This window comes from Micromonospora sp. NPDC001898 (assembly GCF_042891255.1).
GTDB lineage: Bacteria > Actinomycetota > Actinomycetes > Mycobacteriales > Micromonosporaceae > Micromonospora.
In genome coordinates, this window is record NZ_JBIATC010000003.1 from 55,727 (window position 1) to 72,682 (window position 16,956).

Annotated in this window: 15 protein-coding genes; 6 read left to right on the forward strand and 9 right to left on the reverse strand. The window is 73.5% G+C overall.

Annotation, left to right across the window (positions count from 1 at the left end; genetic code table 11):
• Window positions 1-900 precede the first annotated feature (900 nt).
• Window positions 901-2,706 carry a chromosome partitioning protein gene (locus ACFYZF_RS08255; RefSeq protein WP_387018351.1) on the forward strand — a complete coding sequence of 602 codons (1,806 nt, stop codon included), beginning with the start codon at window positions 901-903 and terminating at the stop codon, window positions 2,704-2,706.
• 58 nt (window positions 2,707-2,764) lie between these two features.
• On the opposite strand, the gene ACFYZF_RS08260 is transcribed toward ACFYZF_RS08255, so the two are convergent.
• The gene (locus ACFYZF_RS08260; protein ID WP_387017225.1) at window positions 2,765-3,193 is read right to left on the reverse strand and encodes a DUF3151 domain-containing protein; all 429 of its coding nucleotides are present in this window, start codon (window positions 3,191-3,193) and stop codon (window positions 2,765-2,767) included.
• A gap of 315 nt (window positions 3,194-3,508) precedes the next feature.
• Between ACFYZF_RS08260 and ACFYZF_RS08265 the strand changes: the two genes are divergently transcribed.
• Window positions 3,509-4,717 (forward strand): LOG family protein, encoded by a 1,209-nt coding sequence (locus ACFYZF_RS08265; RefSeq protein ID WP_387017227.1) that lies wholly within the window; start codon window positions 3,509-3,511, stop codon window positions 4,715-4,717.
• A gap of 61 nt (window positions 4,718-4,778) precedes the next feature.
• Here ACFYZF_RS08265 and fbaA read toward each other — a convergent pair whose 3' ends face one another.
• Both fbaA and ACFYZF_RS08275 read right to left on the reverse strand, forming a co-directional pair.
• Window positions 4,779-5,801, reverse strand: a complete 1,023-nt coding sequence (gene fbaA, locus ACFYZF_RS08270) for a class II fructose-bisphosphate aldolase (RefSeq protein ID WP_387017229.1) — start codon at window positions 5,799-5,801, stop codon at window positions 4,779-4,781.
• A 180-nt stretch (window positions 5,802-5,981) separates the two neighbouring features.
• Complete coding sequence (locus ACFYZF_RS08275; protein ID WP_350880498.1) at window positions 5,982-6,365, reverse strand: phage holin family protein; 384 nt, start codon at window positions 6,363-6,365, stop codon at window positions 5,982-5,984.
• A 133-nt stretch (window positions 6,366-6,498) separates the two neighbouring features.
• Here ACFYZF_RS08275 and ACFYZF_RS08280 point away from each other — a divergent pair, with 133 nt between their 5' ends.
• The 4 genes from ACFYZF_RS08280 (at window position 6,499) to ACFYZF_RS08295 (ending at window position 11,976) form a co-directional block, all read left to right on the forward strand.
• The gene (locus ACFYZF_RS08280) at window positions 6,499-6,711 is read left to right on the forward strand and encodes a hypothetical protein (RefSeq protein ID WP_350880496.1); all 213 of its coding nucleotides are present in this window, start codon (window positions 6,499-6,501) and stop codon (window positions 6,709-6,711) included.
• A gap of 252 nt (window positions 6,712-6,963) precedes the next feature.
• Window positions 6,964-8,466: a 3' terminal RNA ribose 2'-O-methyltransferase Hen1 gene (locus tag ACFYZF_RS08285; RefSeq protein WP_387017231.1), complete on the forward strand. Its 1,503-nt coding sequence runs from the start codon at window positions 6,964-6,966 to the stop codon at window positions 8,464-8,466.
• Window positions 8,463-10,985: a polynucleotide kinase-phosphatase gene (locus tag ACFYZF_RS08290; RefSeq protein ID WP_387017232.1), complete on the forward strand. Its 2,523-nt coding sequence runs from the start codon at window positions 8,463-8,465 to the stop codon at window positions 10,983-10,985. Before ACFYZF_RS08285 ends, ACFYZF_RS08290 begins: the two co-directional genes overlap by 4 nt.
• A gap of 97 nt (window positions 10,986-11,082) precedes the next feature.
• Window positions 11,083-11,976 (forward strand): DedA family protein, encoded by an 894-nt coding sequence (locus ACFYZF_RS08295; protein ID WP_387017234.1) that lies wholly within the window; start codon window positions 11,083-11,085, stop codon window positions 11,974-11,976.
• Between the two features lie 208 nt (window positions 11,977-12,184).
• Here the strand turns inward: ACFYZF_RS08295 and ACFYZF_RS08300 are convergent, their stop codons facing one another.
• The 6 genes from ACFYZF_RS08300 to ACFYZF_RS08325 all read right to left on the reverse strand — a co-directional run bounded on the left by ACFYZF_RS08300 (window position 12,185) and on the right by ACFYZF_RS08325 (window position 16,941).
• Window positions 12,185-12,562: a helix-turn-helix transcriptional regulator gene (locus ACFYZF_RS08300; RefSeq protein ID WP_088969178.1), complete on the reverse strand. Its 378-nt coding sequence runs from the start codon at window positions 12,560-12,562 to the stop codon at window positions 12,185-12,187.
• A gap of 57 nt (window positions 12,563-12,619) precedes the next feature.
• The gene (gene pyrE / locus ACFYZF_RS08305; protein ID WP_387017236.1) at window positions 12,620-13,159 is read right to left on the reverse strand and encodes an orotate phosphoribosyltransferase; all 540 of its coding nucleotides are present in this window, start codon (window positions 13,157-13,159) and stop codon (window positions 12,620-12,622) included.
• Window positions 13,160-13,326: 167 nt separating this feature from the next.
• Window positions 13,327-14,136, reverse strand: coding sequence for an SDR family NAD(P)-dependent oxidoreductase (locus tag ACFYZF_RS08310; protein WP_387017237.1), 810 nt, complete (start codon window positions 14,134-14,136; stop codon window positions 13,327-13,329).
• 8 nt (window positions 14,137-14,144) lie between these two features.
• Window positions 14,145-14,771 (reverse strand): hypothetical protein, encoded by a 627-nt coding sequence (locus ACFYZF_RS08315; protein ID WP_387017238.1) that lies wholly within the window; start codon window positions 14,769-14,771, stop codon window positions 14,145-14,147.
• Between the two features lie 126 nt (window positions 14,772-14,897).
• Window positions 14,898-15,860 (reverse strand): hypothetical protein, encoded by a 963-nt coding sequence (locus tag ACFYZF_RS08320; protein WP_387017240.1) that lies wholly within the window; start codon window positions 15,858-15,860, stop codon window positions 14,898-14,900.
• Window positions 15,861-15,918: 58 nt separating this feature from the next.
• Window positions 15,919-16,941, reverse strand: a complete 1,023-nt coding sequence (locus tag ACFYZF_RS08325) for a hypothetical protein (protein ID WP_350880626.1) — start codon at window positions 16,939-16,941, stop codon at window positions 15,919-15,921.
• Between the last annotated feature and the right edge of the window lie 15 nt (window positions 16,942-16,956).

A 16,956-nucleotide genomic window follows, 5' to 3' on the forward strand; every position in this document is an offset into this window, starting at 1 on the left:
GAGCCGGTGCGGCGTTCCGGCGGCGCCCGCACCGGGTACGGCCACCATGCCGGGTACGGCCACCATGCCGGACGATTCACCGGCACGCTGGGGTGTCCGGGGGGAGTGCCTCCGGGGCGCGGACCGGTGGAGATCCGCGTCGATGGCCGACGGCTCGGTCCCGGGGCCTATCCTCGGCAGGAGGAATGGGGAGGAACCGTCGTGGACGACAACGCCGACCGGGTCCACGTACCCGGCCAGCAGCCAGCTCCGGAGCGGGACATCGAACCGCTCTGGCCGCCGGACCCAACCGATCCCGGGCCGGCCGACTCCGGCCCGACGTGGGCCGTGAGTACACCCCAGCAGCCGACACCCCTTCCACCGGTCCCCGGGCCGGGGTCTGACGCGCAGAGCGCGTACCCGTCGTTGGCTGCCTCGCCGGCCGCGCGGCCCGGGACGGGGCAGCAGGACGCGTACCCGCCCGCCGTCGCGCCACAGGCCGGGTATCCCGAGGCCGGAACGCAGGGCGGGTACCCGGCGACCGCCGGGCCGCAGGGCGGGTACCCGGCGACCGCCGGGCCGCAGGGCGGGTACCCCGTGGTCGGACCGCAGGGCGGGCAGGCCGGGGGTGGCCACGGCCAGGGCCACGGGCACGGGTACGGGCAGAGCGCATCGGGGCCCGACGAGTGGTCAGCGAACGGACCGGACGGGTGGGCGCCGGTGCCGTCAGAGACCGCGTGGGCACCGCCCTCCGTAGGCGGTGTGCCGGCCCCCCGGGCCGGGCAGCCGGTGCCCGGGCCGGTGGATCTCCACCTGCCCTTCACCCTGGACCAGGCGGCCACCGCGCACCCGGCCCCGACCCCGGCCCGTCCGCCGGTGGGCCCGGCCGACCCGTCGACGCCGCCGACGCCCGTGCCCCCGATGCCCGCGACGGTCGGCCCGGCCTTCCCCGAGGTGACCGGCCCGACGGCGGTGCCCGATCCGGGCACGAGCGGTGGAGCAGTGCCCGACCCGGGCCCGAGCGGTGGAGCACCCGACCCGGGCGCGAGCGGTGGATCGGCCGCGAGCGGGGCTGCCGGAAGCGGCGACGGGCGGAACGGAACGGCCGACGGATCGGTGCCGAGCTCGAACGGCGGAGCGCGGGGAACGGCCGAGTCCCCGTGGGCCCTGCCACCGAGGCGCCCCGGCCCGAGCGGACCGGGACAAGAAAGCCCGGGTCCGGACGGGACAGCTCCGGACGGGACAGCTCCGGACGGGACAGCTCCGGACGGGACGACTGCGGACAGGACGGCTCCGGACGGCTGGCCGGGCGGACGGCCCGGCGGGACGGAGCTGAGCGGGACGGAGCCGGAGGGGCCGGAGCCGCATGTCAGTTGGCGTGCGGCCCCCGGTCCGGCGGGAAGCGCAGCGCACCCGCCGGGGCCGTTCCCGCCGGTGATGAACCCGCCCGGGCCGCTGCCCCCGACCCCCTATCCGCCCGCCACCGGCGGCACCCCGGCCGACCCGTACGCGGCCGGCCCCCCGGCGCTCGACCCGTACGCGGCCCCCACCCCGGCGGCCGACCCGAACGCGGCCGGGGGACCGGCGGCCGTGACGGGCCCACCGGCGGGGTGGGGGCCGGAACAGCAGCCCGCCCCGGGGCCCCGCGTCGCGGGGCAGCCGAGCTGGTATCCCCCGGGCTGGCCGCAGCACGGCCAGCAGCCGGCGGCCCCGGTGACGCACCCGCCCTACCAGGAGGCGGACGGGGTGACCCGGGTGCCGCCCGGATACCCGGACGTGGGCTGGACGCCCGACCACGGGACCGCGCCGACCGCCGAGGACTTCACCCGCCGCCGGCAGGTCCGCCCGGCCGACCCGGTGGCCACGATGGGCGTACGGGCCGTGGTGAACAAGACGGGGCTGATCAAGCTCCCGCCGGGGCGGCACGAGCAGGAGTTGCGCCACGACATCGAGATGGTTCGCCGCAACTTCGGCGGGCTGCGCCAGGTGACCGTGGTCAACCCGAAGGGCGGCGCGGGCAAGACCGTGGCGATCCTGCTGCTCGCCATGACGTTCGGGCAGAAGCGCGGCGGGTACGTGTTGGCCTGGGACAACAACGAGACCCAGGGCACCCTCGGGATGCGCGCCCAGCAGGACTTCCACTCCCGCACGGTGCGCGACATGCTGCGCGACCTGGGCCAGTTCCAGGGTGCCCACGGGCGGGTCGGCGACCTGTCGCAGTACGTCCGCTCGCAGGGCGAGGGGATGTTCGACGTGCTCGCCTCGGACGAGTCGGCCACCGGTGGGGAGATGCTCACCGCGTCGGCGTTCGCCGAGATCCGGGAGGTGGTCAGCCGGTTCTACAAGCTGATCTTCGTGGACACCGGCAACAACGTCCGGGCGCAGAACTGGCAGGCCGCAATGGACGCCACCGACCAGCTCGTGGTGACCATGTCGGCGCGCAACGACTCGGCGGAGACCGCCGCCCGGATGCTCGACCACCTGGAGCAGAGCGGCCGGCAGCGACTGGTCCGGCAGGCGGTGACGGTGGTGTCCATGCCGCCGTCACGCAAGGAGATCGACCTGCCGGCCATCCAGGAACACTTCGCGGCCCGGACCCGGGCGGTGCTGCTGGCCCCGTACGAGCGGTTGATCGACACCGGCGAGCCGATCCGGTACGGAGGGCTCTCCTCGGCAACCCGGGACGCCTGGCTGAAGATCGCCGCATCGGTCGCCGAAGGGCTCTGAGCAGCGCGACGGCCGGTCCGGCAGGTGCCGGACCGGCCGTCGCACCGGCTCGCAGGGATCAGGCGCCGGCCAGGGCGTCCCCGGCGGCGGGATCGCAGTCGCGCAGGAACTGGGCGCAGCGGGCCGCCTCGTCGGCCTCGCCGATCTCGCCGGCGGCCCGGGAGAGCACGTACAGGCAGCGCAGGAAGCCCTGGTTCGGCGCGTGCGACCAGGGCACCGGGCCGTGCCCCTTCCAGCCGCTGCGGCGCAGTTGGTCCAGGCCCCGGTGGTACCCGGTCCGGGCGTACGCGTACGCCGAGACGACCTGGCCGGCGGCCAGGGCGCGGCCCGCTAGCGCCGCCCAGCCGGCGCTGTAGGTCGGGAAACGGGCCGCGACTTCGGCGTACGCCTCGTCGGTGCCGGCCTCGGTGGCGGCGGCGAGCGTGGCGTCGGCCTCGTCGTGGACCGGCAGGAGGGTGGCCGGCGGCTCAGGCAACAGGTTCTGCATCGTCCCATTCAACCCGCTTCGCTCTACGCCGCGCGAGCGGGTCGGCAGACCGGGCTGGCTGAACGGTTGAGGCATTGGTCACGCCTGCGGCCCCACGCCTGGGGACCTGCGGCCCATGCCGCCGGGAGATGTTCTCCACTACAACTATTGGTCCGGAGCCTCCCCAGGAACCGGTCACGCAGGAGCCCGGTGGCCTCGCCACCGGGCTCCTGTCGTCCGGAGCCCGGCGAACCGCCGGACCGGCGGGTCGGGCGGGTCAGCGGTGCGTCCCGGCGGCGGGTTTGGCGGGTTGCCCCGGGTGGGCAGGATGGGCTGGTGCCGACCCCACCTCCAGCGGATGTCATCTCCCCGCACGACACCAGCGCCACCGAGATCGAGACCCGCAGCATCTTCGAACAGCGGTTGACCACCGGCACCCTGGCCGGGCTGACCGTCCAGGGCCTACGTCTGGACCTCGACCCGGTCCCCGACCTCACCGGGACGGAGGTGACCGGCACCCTCTTCGTCGGCTGCCGCTTCGCCTCCCGCGAGGTGGGCGCCGACCTGGTCCGGCGCGGTGCGAACGTGGTGCCGCCCTTCTCCGGGCTGCCGTACCCGACCCAGCCGTCGCACCTCTACACCCCCGACGAACTGGCCGCCGGCTTCGCCGAAGGCGGCTTCGCGAACATGTACGACACCCGGGTGTACGAGCACTTCCGGGCGCACGGCGGCGCGCTGCCCGAGGTCAAGGAGGCGCTCGGCCAGCGGCTGCACGATCACGGCGTGGACAACGCGCTGGTCGACGCCACCCGCGCCTGGCTCGCCACGCACGGCCCGCAGTCGGTGGTCGGTGTGATGGGTGGGCACGCCGTCCGGCGGGGCAGCGTGCCGTACCGGATGGCGGCGGTGCTGGGCTGGGAGCTGGCCCGGGCCGACCGGCTGGTGGTGACCGGCGGCGGCCCCGGCGTGATGGAGGCGGCCAACCTGGGCGCCTACCTGTCGAGCCGGCCGGCCGAGGAGCTGACCGCGGCGATCGACCTGCTGACGACCGCGCCGGACTTCACCGACCACGAGCGCTACACCGCCGCCGCGCTGGAGGTCCGGGCCCGGTACGGGGCACCACCGGCCGTGCCGCGGCAGCGCGGCACCGACCTGGACTGGGCGCGCGCCGGCGGGCTCGCCATCCCCACCTGGCTGTACGGGCACGAGCCGGCGAACCTGTTCGCCGGGCGGATCGCCAAGTACTTCTCCAACGCCATCCGGGAGGACACCATCCTGCGGCTGGCCCGGGGCGGGATCGTCTTCGCGCCCGGCCGGGCCGGCACGGTGCAGGAGGTGTTCCAGGCGGCGACGAAGACGTACTACGGCACGGACGGCTCCAGCGGCGCGTACGTCTTCCTGGACCGGAACTACTGGACGACGGAGCTGCCGGTCGAGGCGCTGCTGCGCCCGCTGCTGACCGCATCGCCGTTCGGTGACCTCTCCGGCACCGTGCACCTCACCGACGACGTGCGGGAGGCGGTCCGGGTGCTGACCGCCGGCTGAACCCCGTGACGACGACGGCCGGCCCCTCCCGGGTGCCGGCCGCCGTGTCGTACGGGTGGTGTTACTTCATCCTGGTGCCGGTGGAGCGCAGGTGCTCGCAGGCCTCGACGACGCGGGTGGAGAGCCCGGCCTCGGCGAGCTTGCCCCAGGCCCGCGGGTCGTACAGCTTCTTGTTGCCGACCTCGCCGTCGATCTTCAGCACGCCGTCGTAGTTGCGGAGCATGTGGTCGGCGACGGGCCGGGTGAAGGCGTACTGGGTGTCGGTGTCGATGTTCATCTTCACCACGCCGTAGTCCAGCGCCTCGCGGATCTCCTCCAGCAGCGAGCCGGAGCCGCCGTGGAAGACCAGGCTGAGCGGCTTGTCCTTGCCGTACTTGGCGCCGACCGCCTCCTGGATCTGGTTGAGGATCTCCGGGCGGAGCTTGACGTTGCCCGGCTTGTAGACGCCGTGCACGTTGCCGAAGGTCAGCGCCGCCATGTAGCGGCCCTTCTCGCCCAGGCCGAGGGCCTCGACCATGGCCAGGCCGTCCTCGACGGTGGTGTAGAGCTTGTCGTTGATGGCGTTCTCGACACCGTCCTCCTCGCCACCGACGACGCCGACCTCGATCTCCAGGACGATCTTGGCCTCGGCGGCCCGGTCCAGCAGCTCGGACGCGATCTGCAGGTTCTCCGCCACCGGCACGGCCGAGCCGTCCCACATGTGCGACTGGAACAGCGGCTCCTGGCCGGCGGCGACCCGCTCCTTGGAGATCTGCATCAGGGGCCGGACGAACTTGTCCAGCTTGTCCTTCGGGCAGTGGTCGGTGTGCAGGGCGATGTTGACCGGGTACTTCTTGGCGACCTCGTGGGCGTACGCGGCGAACGCCACGGCACCGGTGACCATGTCCTTCACGGACGGGCCGGACAGGTACTCCGCGCCGCCGGTGGAGACCTGGATGATGCCGTCGCTCTCCGCGTCGGCGAAGCCCTTCAGGGCCGCGTTCAGCGTCTGGGAGGAGGTCACGTTGATCGCGGGGTACGCGTACCGGCCCGCCTTGGCACGGTCCAGCATCTCCGCGTAGGCCTCGGGGGAAGCGATGGGCATATCGAACGCTCCTTACTTACCGCTGTCGGCCTGTACTGGCCGCTGTCTTCCGTGGGTGCGCCGGACCGCGCTGTCCTCCGCCGGAAGTATCCCGTAGAGGGTGACCACGGGCGTAACCGACCCTTGACCCGCCCGAGGTGTGGGCCGGTGACCGGGACACCGGGCACCCCCCTGCGGCACTCACCGACCCTCCCACCGGTCCGGCACGGCGACGCTGATCAGCCAGCTCACCACGGCCATCACGATGGCCCCCCAGAAGGCGGCCCAGAAGCCGTCCACCCGGAACGGCAGGTCCAGCTGGCGGGCGATCCAGTCGGTCAGCAGGAACAGCAGCGCGTTGACCACCAGCGCGAACAGCCCCAGGGTCAGCAGGTAGAAGACGCAGCCCACCACCTTGATCACCGGCTTCAGCACGGCGTTGACCACGCCGAAGATCAGCGCCACCACCACGAGGGTGAGCGCCGTGTTGCCGCCGTGCCGGCCGCCCACTTCGACGCCGGGCACGACCAGGGTGGCGATCCACAACGCGATCGCCGTGATCACCAGCCGGATCAGGAAGCCCACGACACCATCCTGGCACCGCCGGCCGGGCCCGGAGGACCGATTCCGGCGACTCGGCTTTCTCCTCGGCTCCGAGCGCGCACCCGGGTCAGCCCGTACGGTGTGGGTAGCTTTCCACCGGAATCAGGGAGGGACGATGGGTCAGCCCGACGAGGACTTCACTCCGAGCGACCACCTCGCTCCGGAGGAGCGGGACCCGGAGGCGTCCCCGGCCGACGCCGTGGAGCAGGCCACCTCGACCGACCCGGCCGACGGCGAGCAGGAGCCGAGCCGGGGCCTGGAGGTCGACGACTGGGACGCCATCGAGCAGGCCCGGGTCGTCGCGCCCGACGAGGACGACTACCGCTGAGCCCGATCGACGGGCGGTCAGCCGCGAATCGGCGAGCTCCTCGTACGTCACTGCGCCTCCCGGTGTCCTGTTCTGATGACGGGACCGGGCCGGCGGAACGTTGCGGCGGTGGCCAAGCGCGCCGGACCCGCTTCGTCGCCTGATCCACCCGTACCGCCGGCGCCCCGTCGACCTGCCCGGGTCGGCGGGGCGCCGCCGTTGCCAACCGAAAACGGGACGACGCAAGATCGAAGCCCCTGACACCATGGGCGCGTGCTGCTCACCCTGACCACCACCCACCGGCCGGCGACCGACCTCGGGTACCTGCTGGTCAAGCACCCCGACCGGGTGCACTCCTTCGAGCTGCCCGTCGGCACCGCGCACGTGGTCTACCCCGAGGCCGACGAGGGGCGCTGCACCGTGGCCCTGCTGGTCGACGTGGACCCGCTGCGGCTGGCCGGCGGGCGCGGCAAGAGCCGGGGCCAGCCGACCGCCCCGGACGGCTTCACCCTCGGCCAGTACGTCAACGACCGGCCGTACGCCGCGTCGAGCCTGCTCGCCTCGGCGCTGGCCAGGGTGTTCCGGTCCGCCCTGCGCGGCGAGTCCCGGGACCGGCCGGAGCTGGCCGCCGCAGAGATCCCGCTGGATATCCGGGTGCCCGTGCTGCGCTGCCGGGGCGGCGCCGACCTGGCCGCCCGGATGTTCGCGCCGCTGGGCTGGACGGTGACGGCCGGCCCGATCCCGCTCGACGAGACGTACCCGGAGTGGGGCGACAGCCGGTACGTCGACCTGACGCTGACCGGCACGCTGCGGCTCGCCGACGCGCTGAACCACCTGTACGTGCTGCTGCCGGTGCTCGACGACGCGAAGCACTACTGGGTTGCGCCCGACGAGATCGACAAGCTGCTCCGGGCGGGTGCCGGCTGGCTGGCCGGCCACCCGGAGCGGTCCACCATCACCCGCCGCTACCTGGCCCACCGCCGTGCCCTGGCCGGGGAGGCCATGGCCCGCCTCGCCGAGCAGCGGCTGGCCGAGGAGCCGCCCGCCGACAGCGTGGCCGAGGCCGACGGCGGGGAGGCCGCGCGCCGGCCGTCGCTGGCGGTGCGCCGCCGGGAGGCGGTGCTCGCCGCCCTCGCGGCCAGCGGAGCGACCCGGGTGGTGGATCTCGGCTGCGGCGGCGGGGCGCTGCTGTCCGCCCTGGTGGGCGACCGCCGGTACACCGAGATCGTCGGCACCGACGTTTCCGCCCAAGCGCTGACGCTGGCCGAGCGCCGGCTGCGGCTGGACCGGCTACCGGAGCGGCAGCGCGACCGGATCCGGCTGTGGCAGTCCGCCCTGACCTACCGGGACGACCGGCTGCGCGGGTTCGACGCGGCGGTGCTCATGGAGGTCGTGGAACATCTCGACCCGCCTCGCCTGCCGGCGCTGGAGGACGCCGTGTTCGGTCACGCCCGGCCCGCCACGGTCGTGGTGACCACGCCGAACGCCGAGCACAACGTCCGCTACGAGGGGCTGGGCGCGGGGCGGTTCCGGCACCCGGACCACCGCTTCGAGTGGACCCGCGCGGAGTTCGCCGCCTGGGTCGACCGGGTCACCGCCACGCACGGCTACACCGCGACGATCGGCGGGATCGGCGACGACGATCCTGAGGTCGGCGCCCCCACCCAGCTCGCCGTGTTCACCACGACGCCGACGAATGCCACGGCGCAGTCGAATGCCACGGCGCAGTCGAATGCCAGGACACAGACGACCGCGCCGAAGGAGGCAGGCCGATGATCGACATCCCCGAGCTGGCCCTGGTGGCGCTGGTCGGCGTCTCCGGTTCCGGCAAGTCCACCTTCGCCCGGCAGCACTTCGCCCCGAGCCAGGTGCTCTCCTCCGACGCGTTCCGGGCGCTGGTCGCCGACGACGAGAACGACCAGTCGGCGTCGGCGGACGCGTTCGACGCGCTGCACCACGTCGCCGGGATCCGGCTGCGGCGCGGCCGGCTCACCGTCGTGGACGCCACCAACCTCCAGCCACACGCCCGCGCCGGGCTGGTCCGGGTGGCCCGGGAGCACGACGTGCTCCCGGTGGCGATCGTGCTGGACGTGCCGGAGGCGCTGGCCTGGGAGCGGACGCAGGCCCGCACGGACCGCACCTTCGGCCGGCCGGTGCTGGCCAGGATGCAGCGGGACCTGCGCCGGTCGTACGGGCAGCTGGCCCGGGAGGGCTTCCGCAAGGTGCACGTGCTGCGCGGCGTCGAGGAGATCGACGCGGCGGAGATCCGGTACGAGAAGCTGTTCAACGACCGGCGGGACCTGACCGGGCCGTTCGACATCGTCGGCGACGTGCACGGCTGCCGCGAGGAGTTGGAGGCGCTGCTGCTCCGGCTCGGCTACGGCCTGCGCCGCGACGACGCGGGCCGCCCGGTGGACGCGGCGCATCCAGCTGGTCGTACCGCCGTCTTCGTGGGTGACCTGGTGGACCGCGGCCCGGACTCCCCCGGGGTGCTCCGCCTGGTGATGGGCATGGTGGCGGCCGGGCATGCGATCTGCGTGCCGGGCAACCACGAGCAGAAGCTGCTGCGCAAGCTGCGCGGCGGGAACGTGCGGCTCACCCACGGCCTGCCGGAGACGCTGGCCCAGCTGGCGGCGGAGCCGGACAGCTTCGTGGCCGAGACGGCGGCCTTCATCGACGGCCTGGTCAGTCACTTCGTGCTGGACGGGGGCCGGCTGGTGGTCGCGCACGCCGGGCTGAAGGAGGAGTACCACGGCCGCGCGTCGGGCCGGGTCCGCGCGTTCGCGCTGTACGGGGAGACCACCGGAGAGGTCGACGAGTACGGCCTGCCGGTGCGCTACCCGTGGGCGCGCGACTACCGGGGCTCGGCCATGGTCGTGTACGGGCACACGCCCACGCCGGAGCCGGAATGGGTGAACAACACGATCTGCGTCGACACCGGCTGCGTCTTCGGCGGGAAGTTGACCGCGCTGCGCTACCCGGAGCGGGAGTTGGTCTCCGTCGACGCGGTGCAGGAGTGGTACGCCCCGGCCCGGCCGCTGGTCGCGCCGGCCCCGGCCCGCCCGGACACGGTGCTGGACCTGCGCGACGTCGCCGGCCGACGGCACGTCGAGCACCCGTACGGGACGCTGACCGTGCCGGCGGAGAACGCCGCCGCCGCGCTGGAGGTGATGAGCCGGTTCGCGGTAGACCCGAGCTGGCTGACCTGGCTGCCGCCGACGATGGCGCCGTGCTCGACGTCGACGGTCGAGGGATTCCTGGAGCACCCGGCGCAGGCGTTCGCCGACTACCGGTCGGCCGGCGTCGACCGGGTGGTCTGCGAGGAGAAGCACATGGGCTCGCGTGCCGTGGTGCTGGTCTGCCGCGACCCCGACGGCGGCCCGTTCGGGCCGGGCGGCGGCGTGGTGCACACCCGCACCGGCCGGCCGTTCTTCGGCCCGCCGCTGGACGGCGAGCTGCTGGACCGGGTCCGGGCGGCGGTGACCACGGCGGGGCTGTGGGCGGAGCTGGGCACCGACTGGCTGCTGCTGGACTGCGAGTTGCTGCCCTGGTCGGCGAAGGCGGGCGGGCTGATCCGCGAGCAGTACGCGAGCGTGGGGGCGGCCGGTCGGGCCGCCCTGCCGGCGGTGCTGGCCACTCTGGACGCGGCGGCCGGTCGGGGCCTGCCGGTCGGGGAGCTGCGGGAGCGGATGACCGTCCGGTCCGGGGAGGTCGAGGCGTACTCGGCGGCGTACCGGGCGTACGTGGCGCCCACCGACGGGCTGCGCGGGGTGACCCTCGCCCCGTTCGTGGTGCTCGCCTCCGCCGGGGCCAGCCACGCCGACCGGGACCACGGCTGGCACCTCGACCTGGCCGACCGGCTGTGCGCCGCCGACCCGGGGTTGTTCACCCTCACCCGGCGGCGGGTCGTCGACCTGGCCGACGCCTCGGCCGAGGCCGACGCCACCGACTGGTGGCTGGCGCTGACCGCCGGCGGCGGGGAGGGCATGGTGGTCAAGCCGTACGCCGGGCCGGCCGCCCGGTCCGCGCGGGGGTCGCTGCTCCAGCCGGGGATCAAGTGCCGGGGCCGGGAGTACCTGCGGATCATCTACGGCCCCGGGTACACCGGACCGGAGCAGCTCGCCGCGCTGCGCCGACGGTCGCTGGGCCGCAAGCGAGGGCTGGCCCTGCGGGAGCACGCCCTCGGGCTCGCCGCCCTGGACGCGCTGGCGGCGGGCGCCCCGCTCTGGCGCCGCCACGAGTTGGTCTTCGCCATCCTGGCCTGCGAGTCCGAGCCGGTCGACCCCCGCCTGTGACGGTGGTCGAAGGCTGGCCGAGTGTGTGGCCCGGCACCGTCCCGGGCTGGACCGGGACGGTGCCGGTCGGGAGCGGAACCGGGGTTCGGTACCCTCTGTGGCCGTGGACACAGCAGAGAAGGCACGGGCGGTCGTCGAGACCGTCGCCCTGAATCCGCTCGACCCGAAGGATCTGCTCCACACCTTCGGGCTGATCGGTGTCTGGGTGATCCTGTTCGCCGAGACTGGCCTGCTCGTCGGCTTCTTCTTCCCGGGCGACTCGCTGCTGTTCCTGGCCGGCGTCGCCGCATCGCCGGTTGCGGACGCGATCTTCGGCGACGGCACCCGGCTCTCCCTGGTCGGGCTGTTGATCGGCGGGCCGATCTGCGCGATCGTCGGCGCCCAGCTCGGGCACTGGCTCGGCGCGCGGTACGGCCGGCGGATGTTCGAGCGCCCCAACTCCCGGCTGTTCAAACGGGAGTACGTGGAGAAGGCGGAGTACTACTTCCAGAAGTTCGGCCCGGCCAAGGCCGTGGTGCTGGCCCGGTTCATCCCGATCGTCCGCACGTTCCTCAACCCGGTGGCCGGGACGCTCGGCATGCCGGCCAGGCAGTTCCTACTCTGGAACGTCGTCGGCGCGATCCTCTGGGTGGACGGCATCCTGCTGATCGGGTACCTGCTCGCCGAACAGATCTACGACGCGATCGGTGACAAGATCGACCGGTACATCCTGCCGGTGGTCGCGCTGATCATCCTGATCTCGGTGTTGCCGATCTTCTTCGAGTTCCTCCGTGACCGGCGGGCCCGCAAGCGCGGCGAGGTGATGAGCGTGGTGGCGGCGGCGAGCGCCGCCGGCGCGGTGGAGGCCGTCCGGGAGGCCGTCGAGCACCACCGTCACCACCCCCACGACCGGTCGCCGCAGCAGCCAAACGCGCAGCAGCAGCATCCCCAGTACGGGCAGCAGGAGCCGCACGATGGCGGGCGGTGGCCGGAGCAGGGCAGGGGCCGCTGACGGCGCGATCCGTCACGGCGTACGCCAATGGCCGGCCCCATGCTGCGGGACCGGCCATTGGTCGAGGCCATTACGGATCGACGGCGGACGAATCAACAAGGCAACTGCCGGTGACACGGCCACGCGTCACCGCCCGGTGGTGGCGCCACCCCTGACACGCCACCCGATGCCGACCCGAGGCGGGACGGCCCGGAACAGAGCCTTGTCGTCAGCGAGCCTTCTTGGTGGCCCGCTTACGCGGCGGGGTGAGCAGATCCGCGATCGTCGCGATCGCGGACGGCACCAGCCGGTAGTACGCCCAGACACCGCGCTTCTCCCGCTCCAGCAAGCCGGCCTCGGTGAGGATACGCAGGTGGTGACTGACCGTCGGCTGGGAGAGGCCGAGCGGTGCGGTCAGGTCGCACACGCACGCCTCGCCCTCGGGCGCCGACTGGATCAGGCTGAGCAGCCGCAGCCGAGCGGGGTCCGCGAGGGCCTTGAGGACCCCCGCAAGCCGCTCGGCGTCGGCACGTTCGATCGGCTCGCCGGCAAGCGGCGAGATCTGAGGCATGGTCATTTCAGCCAACGCAGTTCCCACGAATTCCATCCTTCCACCAGCAGCATCGATCCGCCTGCATATCAGCAGATCCGAATCGGCAAACTTTTAGGCCACAAGGCCGAGGTCAGCCAACGTATAGGCCGCCCGATACGGCAGTCCGGCGGCTCGCACCGCGTCGCCGGCGCCACGATCAACAATAACCGCAACACCCACCACTTCGGCCCCGGCCTCGCGCAACGCTTCCACCGCGGTCAGCACGCTGCCACCGGTGGTCGACGTGTCCTCGACCGCCAACACCCGCCGTCCGGCCACGTCCGGTCCCTCGATGCGGCGTTGCAGACCATGAGCCTTACCCGCTTTACGGACGACGAAAGCATCGAGCGACCGGTCGGTCGTCGACGCGGCGTGCAGCATTGCGAGGGCGACAGGGTCGGCGCCCAGGGTCAGGCCGCCGACGGCGTCGTACCCCCAGTCGGAGGTCAGGTCGAGCAGCACTCGACCGACCAGCGGTGCGGCCTGGTGATGGAGCGTGACACGCCGCAGATCGACGTACCAGTCCGCCTCCTGGCCCGAGGAGAGCACCACCCGCCCGTGGACCACGGCTAGGTCGTTGATGAATTTGCGCAGGTCGTCGTGGTCCCCCATGGCGATAGAGGTTACTGCGCAAGTCTGGGAGCCGTGTGTCGGGTCCACCCCGGTCAGCCCTGCGGGCGACCGATGGTTGGCGATGTTCGGCTACTCTGTGCGACCGCTGCCGCCGGGCAGGGCCGGACGCCTGCCGCCGGGCCCGACGGATGGCACTGTGCCGCAGGTCAGCCGGCGCGGCGGTCGTCGCGACCGCGCGTGTCCCGGGCGAACCGGCGCAGCAGGCTCCGCGGCGCGTGCCGGACCCCGGCGACGGCCAGCTTGTAACGCCGCGACGGAACGCTCACGGAGCGGCCTTTCCGCAGGTCACGAAGGGCTTCGTCGACCACCTGTCCGGCCTGGAGCCACATGAAACGGGGGGTCCCGGACATGTCGATCCCGAGCCGTTCGTGCGCGCCGGTGCGGGTGTAGCCGGGACACAGGGCCATCACGCGCACCCCGGACGCGGCGGTGGTCAGGTCGACGGACTCGCTGAACGCGGTGACCCACGCCTTGCTGGCCGGGTACGTCGAGCCGGGCATGACCGGCCCGAAGCCCGCAACCGAAGAGACATTTATCACTGCCCCGTGTCCCCGGCGGGTCATCGGGCCGACCGCGGCGAGGGTCAGCCGCAGCACGGCGTGCACGTTCAGCCGCAGCAAGCGGGACTCGTCGGCGACCGAGGAGCTCAGGAAGGGCTGGTTGAGGCTGATCCCGGCGTTGTTGACCAGCAGCTCGACCGGGCTGCCCTCGGCCAGCCGCAGTTCCACGGCGGCGCAACCGTCGTCGGTGGACAGGTCCGCCGCGATCACCTCGGCCGGGTGGCCGTACCGGCCGGTCAGTTCCGCGGCGACCGCCGCCAGCCGGGCGGCATCGCGGGCCACCAGCACGAGGGCCCAACCGTCGGCGGCAAGCCGGCGCGCGAACTCCGCGCCGATACCGGCGGTCGCGCCGGTGACCAGCGCGCGGCGCTCGGCGGGAACCTGCTCTGCCGTCACGGGTGTCCTCAGCGACTCGGGTACAGGGGCTCGGCCGGCGGGGGACCGGCCGGGGCCGGCACGGGACGGCCTCGGCGGAACCACGCGTTGACGGCCGGCAGGGCCAGCAACGCGGTTACCACAAGGTAACCGAGTATCTGTCCGGCGGAAAGGGCCGCGTTGACCGGAATCCACCAGGACGGGTAGGCGTCGCCGAGCAGCCCGAGCAGCTCGGTGGTGGTGGCCTGGTCCCTTCCGGACAGCCGCAGCGGAACGGCCCGCTGGCCGATCAGCACCGCGAGCCCACAACAGCCGAAGGCCAGGCCCAGCCCGCAGAGCACCCAGGTCGCCATCCGGGCCCCGGACCGGCCGGAGAGCAGGCCGAACGCCAGCCCGACGAGTACGACGCCGACCAGCACGGTCAGCGTCGCCGACACCCCCACCGTCAGCCGCAGCAGAGTGACCAGGCCGCCGGTCTCCCCGGGAACAGCGGTGGTGCCGGCCGCCGCCGCCCGGAACCGGTCGACGGTGCCGCCGAGGGCGACCAGGCCGGCGACCGCGTAGGCAAACGCGCCGACGGCCATCAGCACCAGCACCGCCGCCGCCAGACCCACCGCCGCTGGGCGACGCGGCGGCGCCTGATCGGGGTACGACACGACAGATCCCTCCGGTAGGCGTCCGTGTGGAACCTACTCGGAGGGATCGTCGATGTCGCCGTTATCCGACGCGCCCCGCCCGCCGCGCGGGCTGCGCCGACCGGCGGGCGGGGCGGTGGCCGGTGCTCAGTCCGACGACGACGAACCGCCGCCGGAGGACGATCCGGAGTCGCCGCCGCCACTGGAGGACGGCCCGGAGTCGCCGCCGCCGCTCGTGGACGGTCCCGAGTCGCCCCACTGGCCCGGCCCGGACGGGTCCGGCCGGTCGGACGAGGACGGCCCCGGGGTCGGCTGGTCCGGGTAGGGGGTCGGCTGGTCCGGGGAGGACGTGCCGGGGGCCGCGTGCGGGTAGGTCGACTGGCCGGGCTGGCCCGGGCCGTGCGGGTAGCCGGGGGCCGCCGGGTAGCCGGGGGCCTGCGGGTGGCCCGGGGTCTGCGGGTAGGCCGGGGCACCCGGGTAGCCCGGGTTCTGCGGGTAGGCCGGGTAGGCGGCACCCGGAACCGGGGGCTCCCAGCCCTGCTGCGGCTTACGGAAGAACTCGTTCGCCGCCGGCAGGGCCAGCAGGATCAGGGCGGTCAGCAGGGCCAGCAGGGCGACGACGGCGAGCAGGGTGGTGACCGGGGTCAGCCACGAGGGCAGTTCCTGCTCCAGCCGGCGCTGGATCTCCTCCGGACTCGGCGCGTCGCCGGAGGTCTGGCCGCTGCCGGCGAAGCCGCCGGCGAGTCCGCTGATCAGGCTGCTGCCGGTGCAGCAGACCATGATGCCGCCGACCACCCAGGTGGTGATCCGGGCGCCGTTGCGGCCCCGGTTGTTGAGCATGGCCAGCACCACCAGCCCGATCCCGATGAGCAGGACCAGGATGGCCCCACCGATGCCGACCGCGACGGTGAAGTCCGCCAGCGCGTCGGCGCCGTTGGCGTCAGTGCCCGAGTACGCGTCGTGCAGCACGTCGCGGGTGGTACCGATGGTGATCAGCGTCAGGATCAGCTGGATCACCTGGATCGCGGCGACGAGGATCAGCAGGTAGCTGGAAATGGTGACGACGGCCGGACGTGTCCGGGCCGGCGGTGGGCTGTGGGGGTCGACCACGGCGCTCCTTCCCTGGAGTCGGGTTCACACCGTATCCAGTACGGGCCACCCCGGCACGTCAGACCGTGCGGGGCGCGCCGGACGCGGACGCATGCCGCTCGGCCTCGCGGCGCAACTGCCGGTGCTCGGCGGTCACCACGGCGAGCAGGAACAGGTCGGCACCCACCGCGGTGACCGCGCCGAACTGGTTGACCGTGAAGTTGAAGATCTGCCCGAACAGCAGGTCGACCAGGATCGCCAGCTTGAACAGCCGGAACGCGTCGACCGGGTCCCGGCGCAGCCGGAACGCCGCCGTGACGCTGAGCACGGCGGTGACCAGCGCGGACGCCGAGACGCCGAGCACCGCGCCCCACTCCCGCTCCTGGTCCAGCGCGCCGGTCACCCCGTCCAGCAGCACGCCGATCAGGGTCAGGGCCGGCGCCGCCACCAGGTAGACCACCACGAGGCTGACCAGCCAGCGCTGGGCGGTCAGCCCGATGACGAACCGGCGGAGCCGGGCCAGCCAGGGCTGCCAGAACCGGGGCGGCGGCGGCTCCCGGCGGGGCACCGCGTCGAGCAGCCCGGCCACGGCGGCCTCGGTCAGCGCCCCGGAGCCCCGGGCCAGCCGGAGCACCTCGGCCCGACGCCGGTCGGTGAGACCGTTGATCAGGCCGCCGAGCACGGCGTCGAGGGCGTTCGCGGTGCGCTCGGCGGGGAGCAGCCGGGTACGGCCGCGCACCGCCTGGGTGATGACCACGAGCAGGGCGAAGACGCCGTAGATGATGCCGGCTGCCGGGGCGTAGAAGTAGTCCGTGCCGGTGGTGACGAACTTCCCCACCTCGTCGATGAACAGGCCGAATCCGATGCCGCCGAGGATCGCTCCGGTCATCCGGGCCGCGCCGCCGAGGAAGACCAGCGCCACGCCGAGGCCGGCGGCCATCAGCAGGCCGCCCCAGAGCACGTGCGCGATGTGCAGGCCGCCGCCGCCGAGCTGCGGGTAGTCGGTGGCCTGGAGGTACGCCCGGATGAGCAGCACGGAGGCCACCCCGGACAGGACGAACGCCTGGAGGTACGCCGCAGCAGCCTCCGCCCGGGGCGGCATCCACCGGCGACGCGA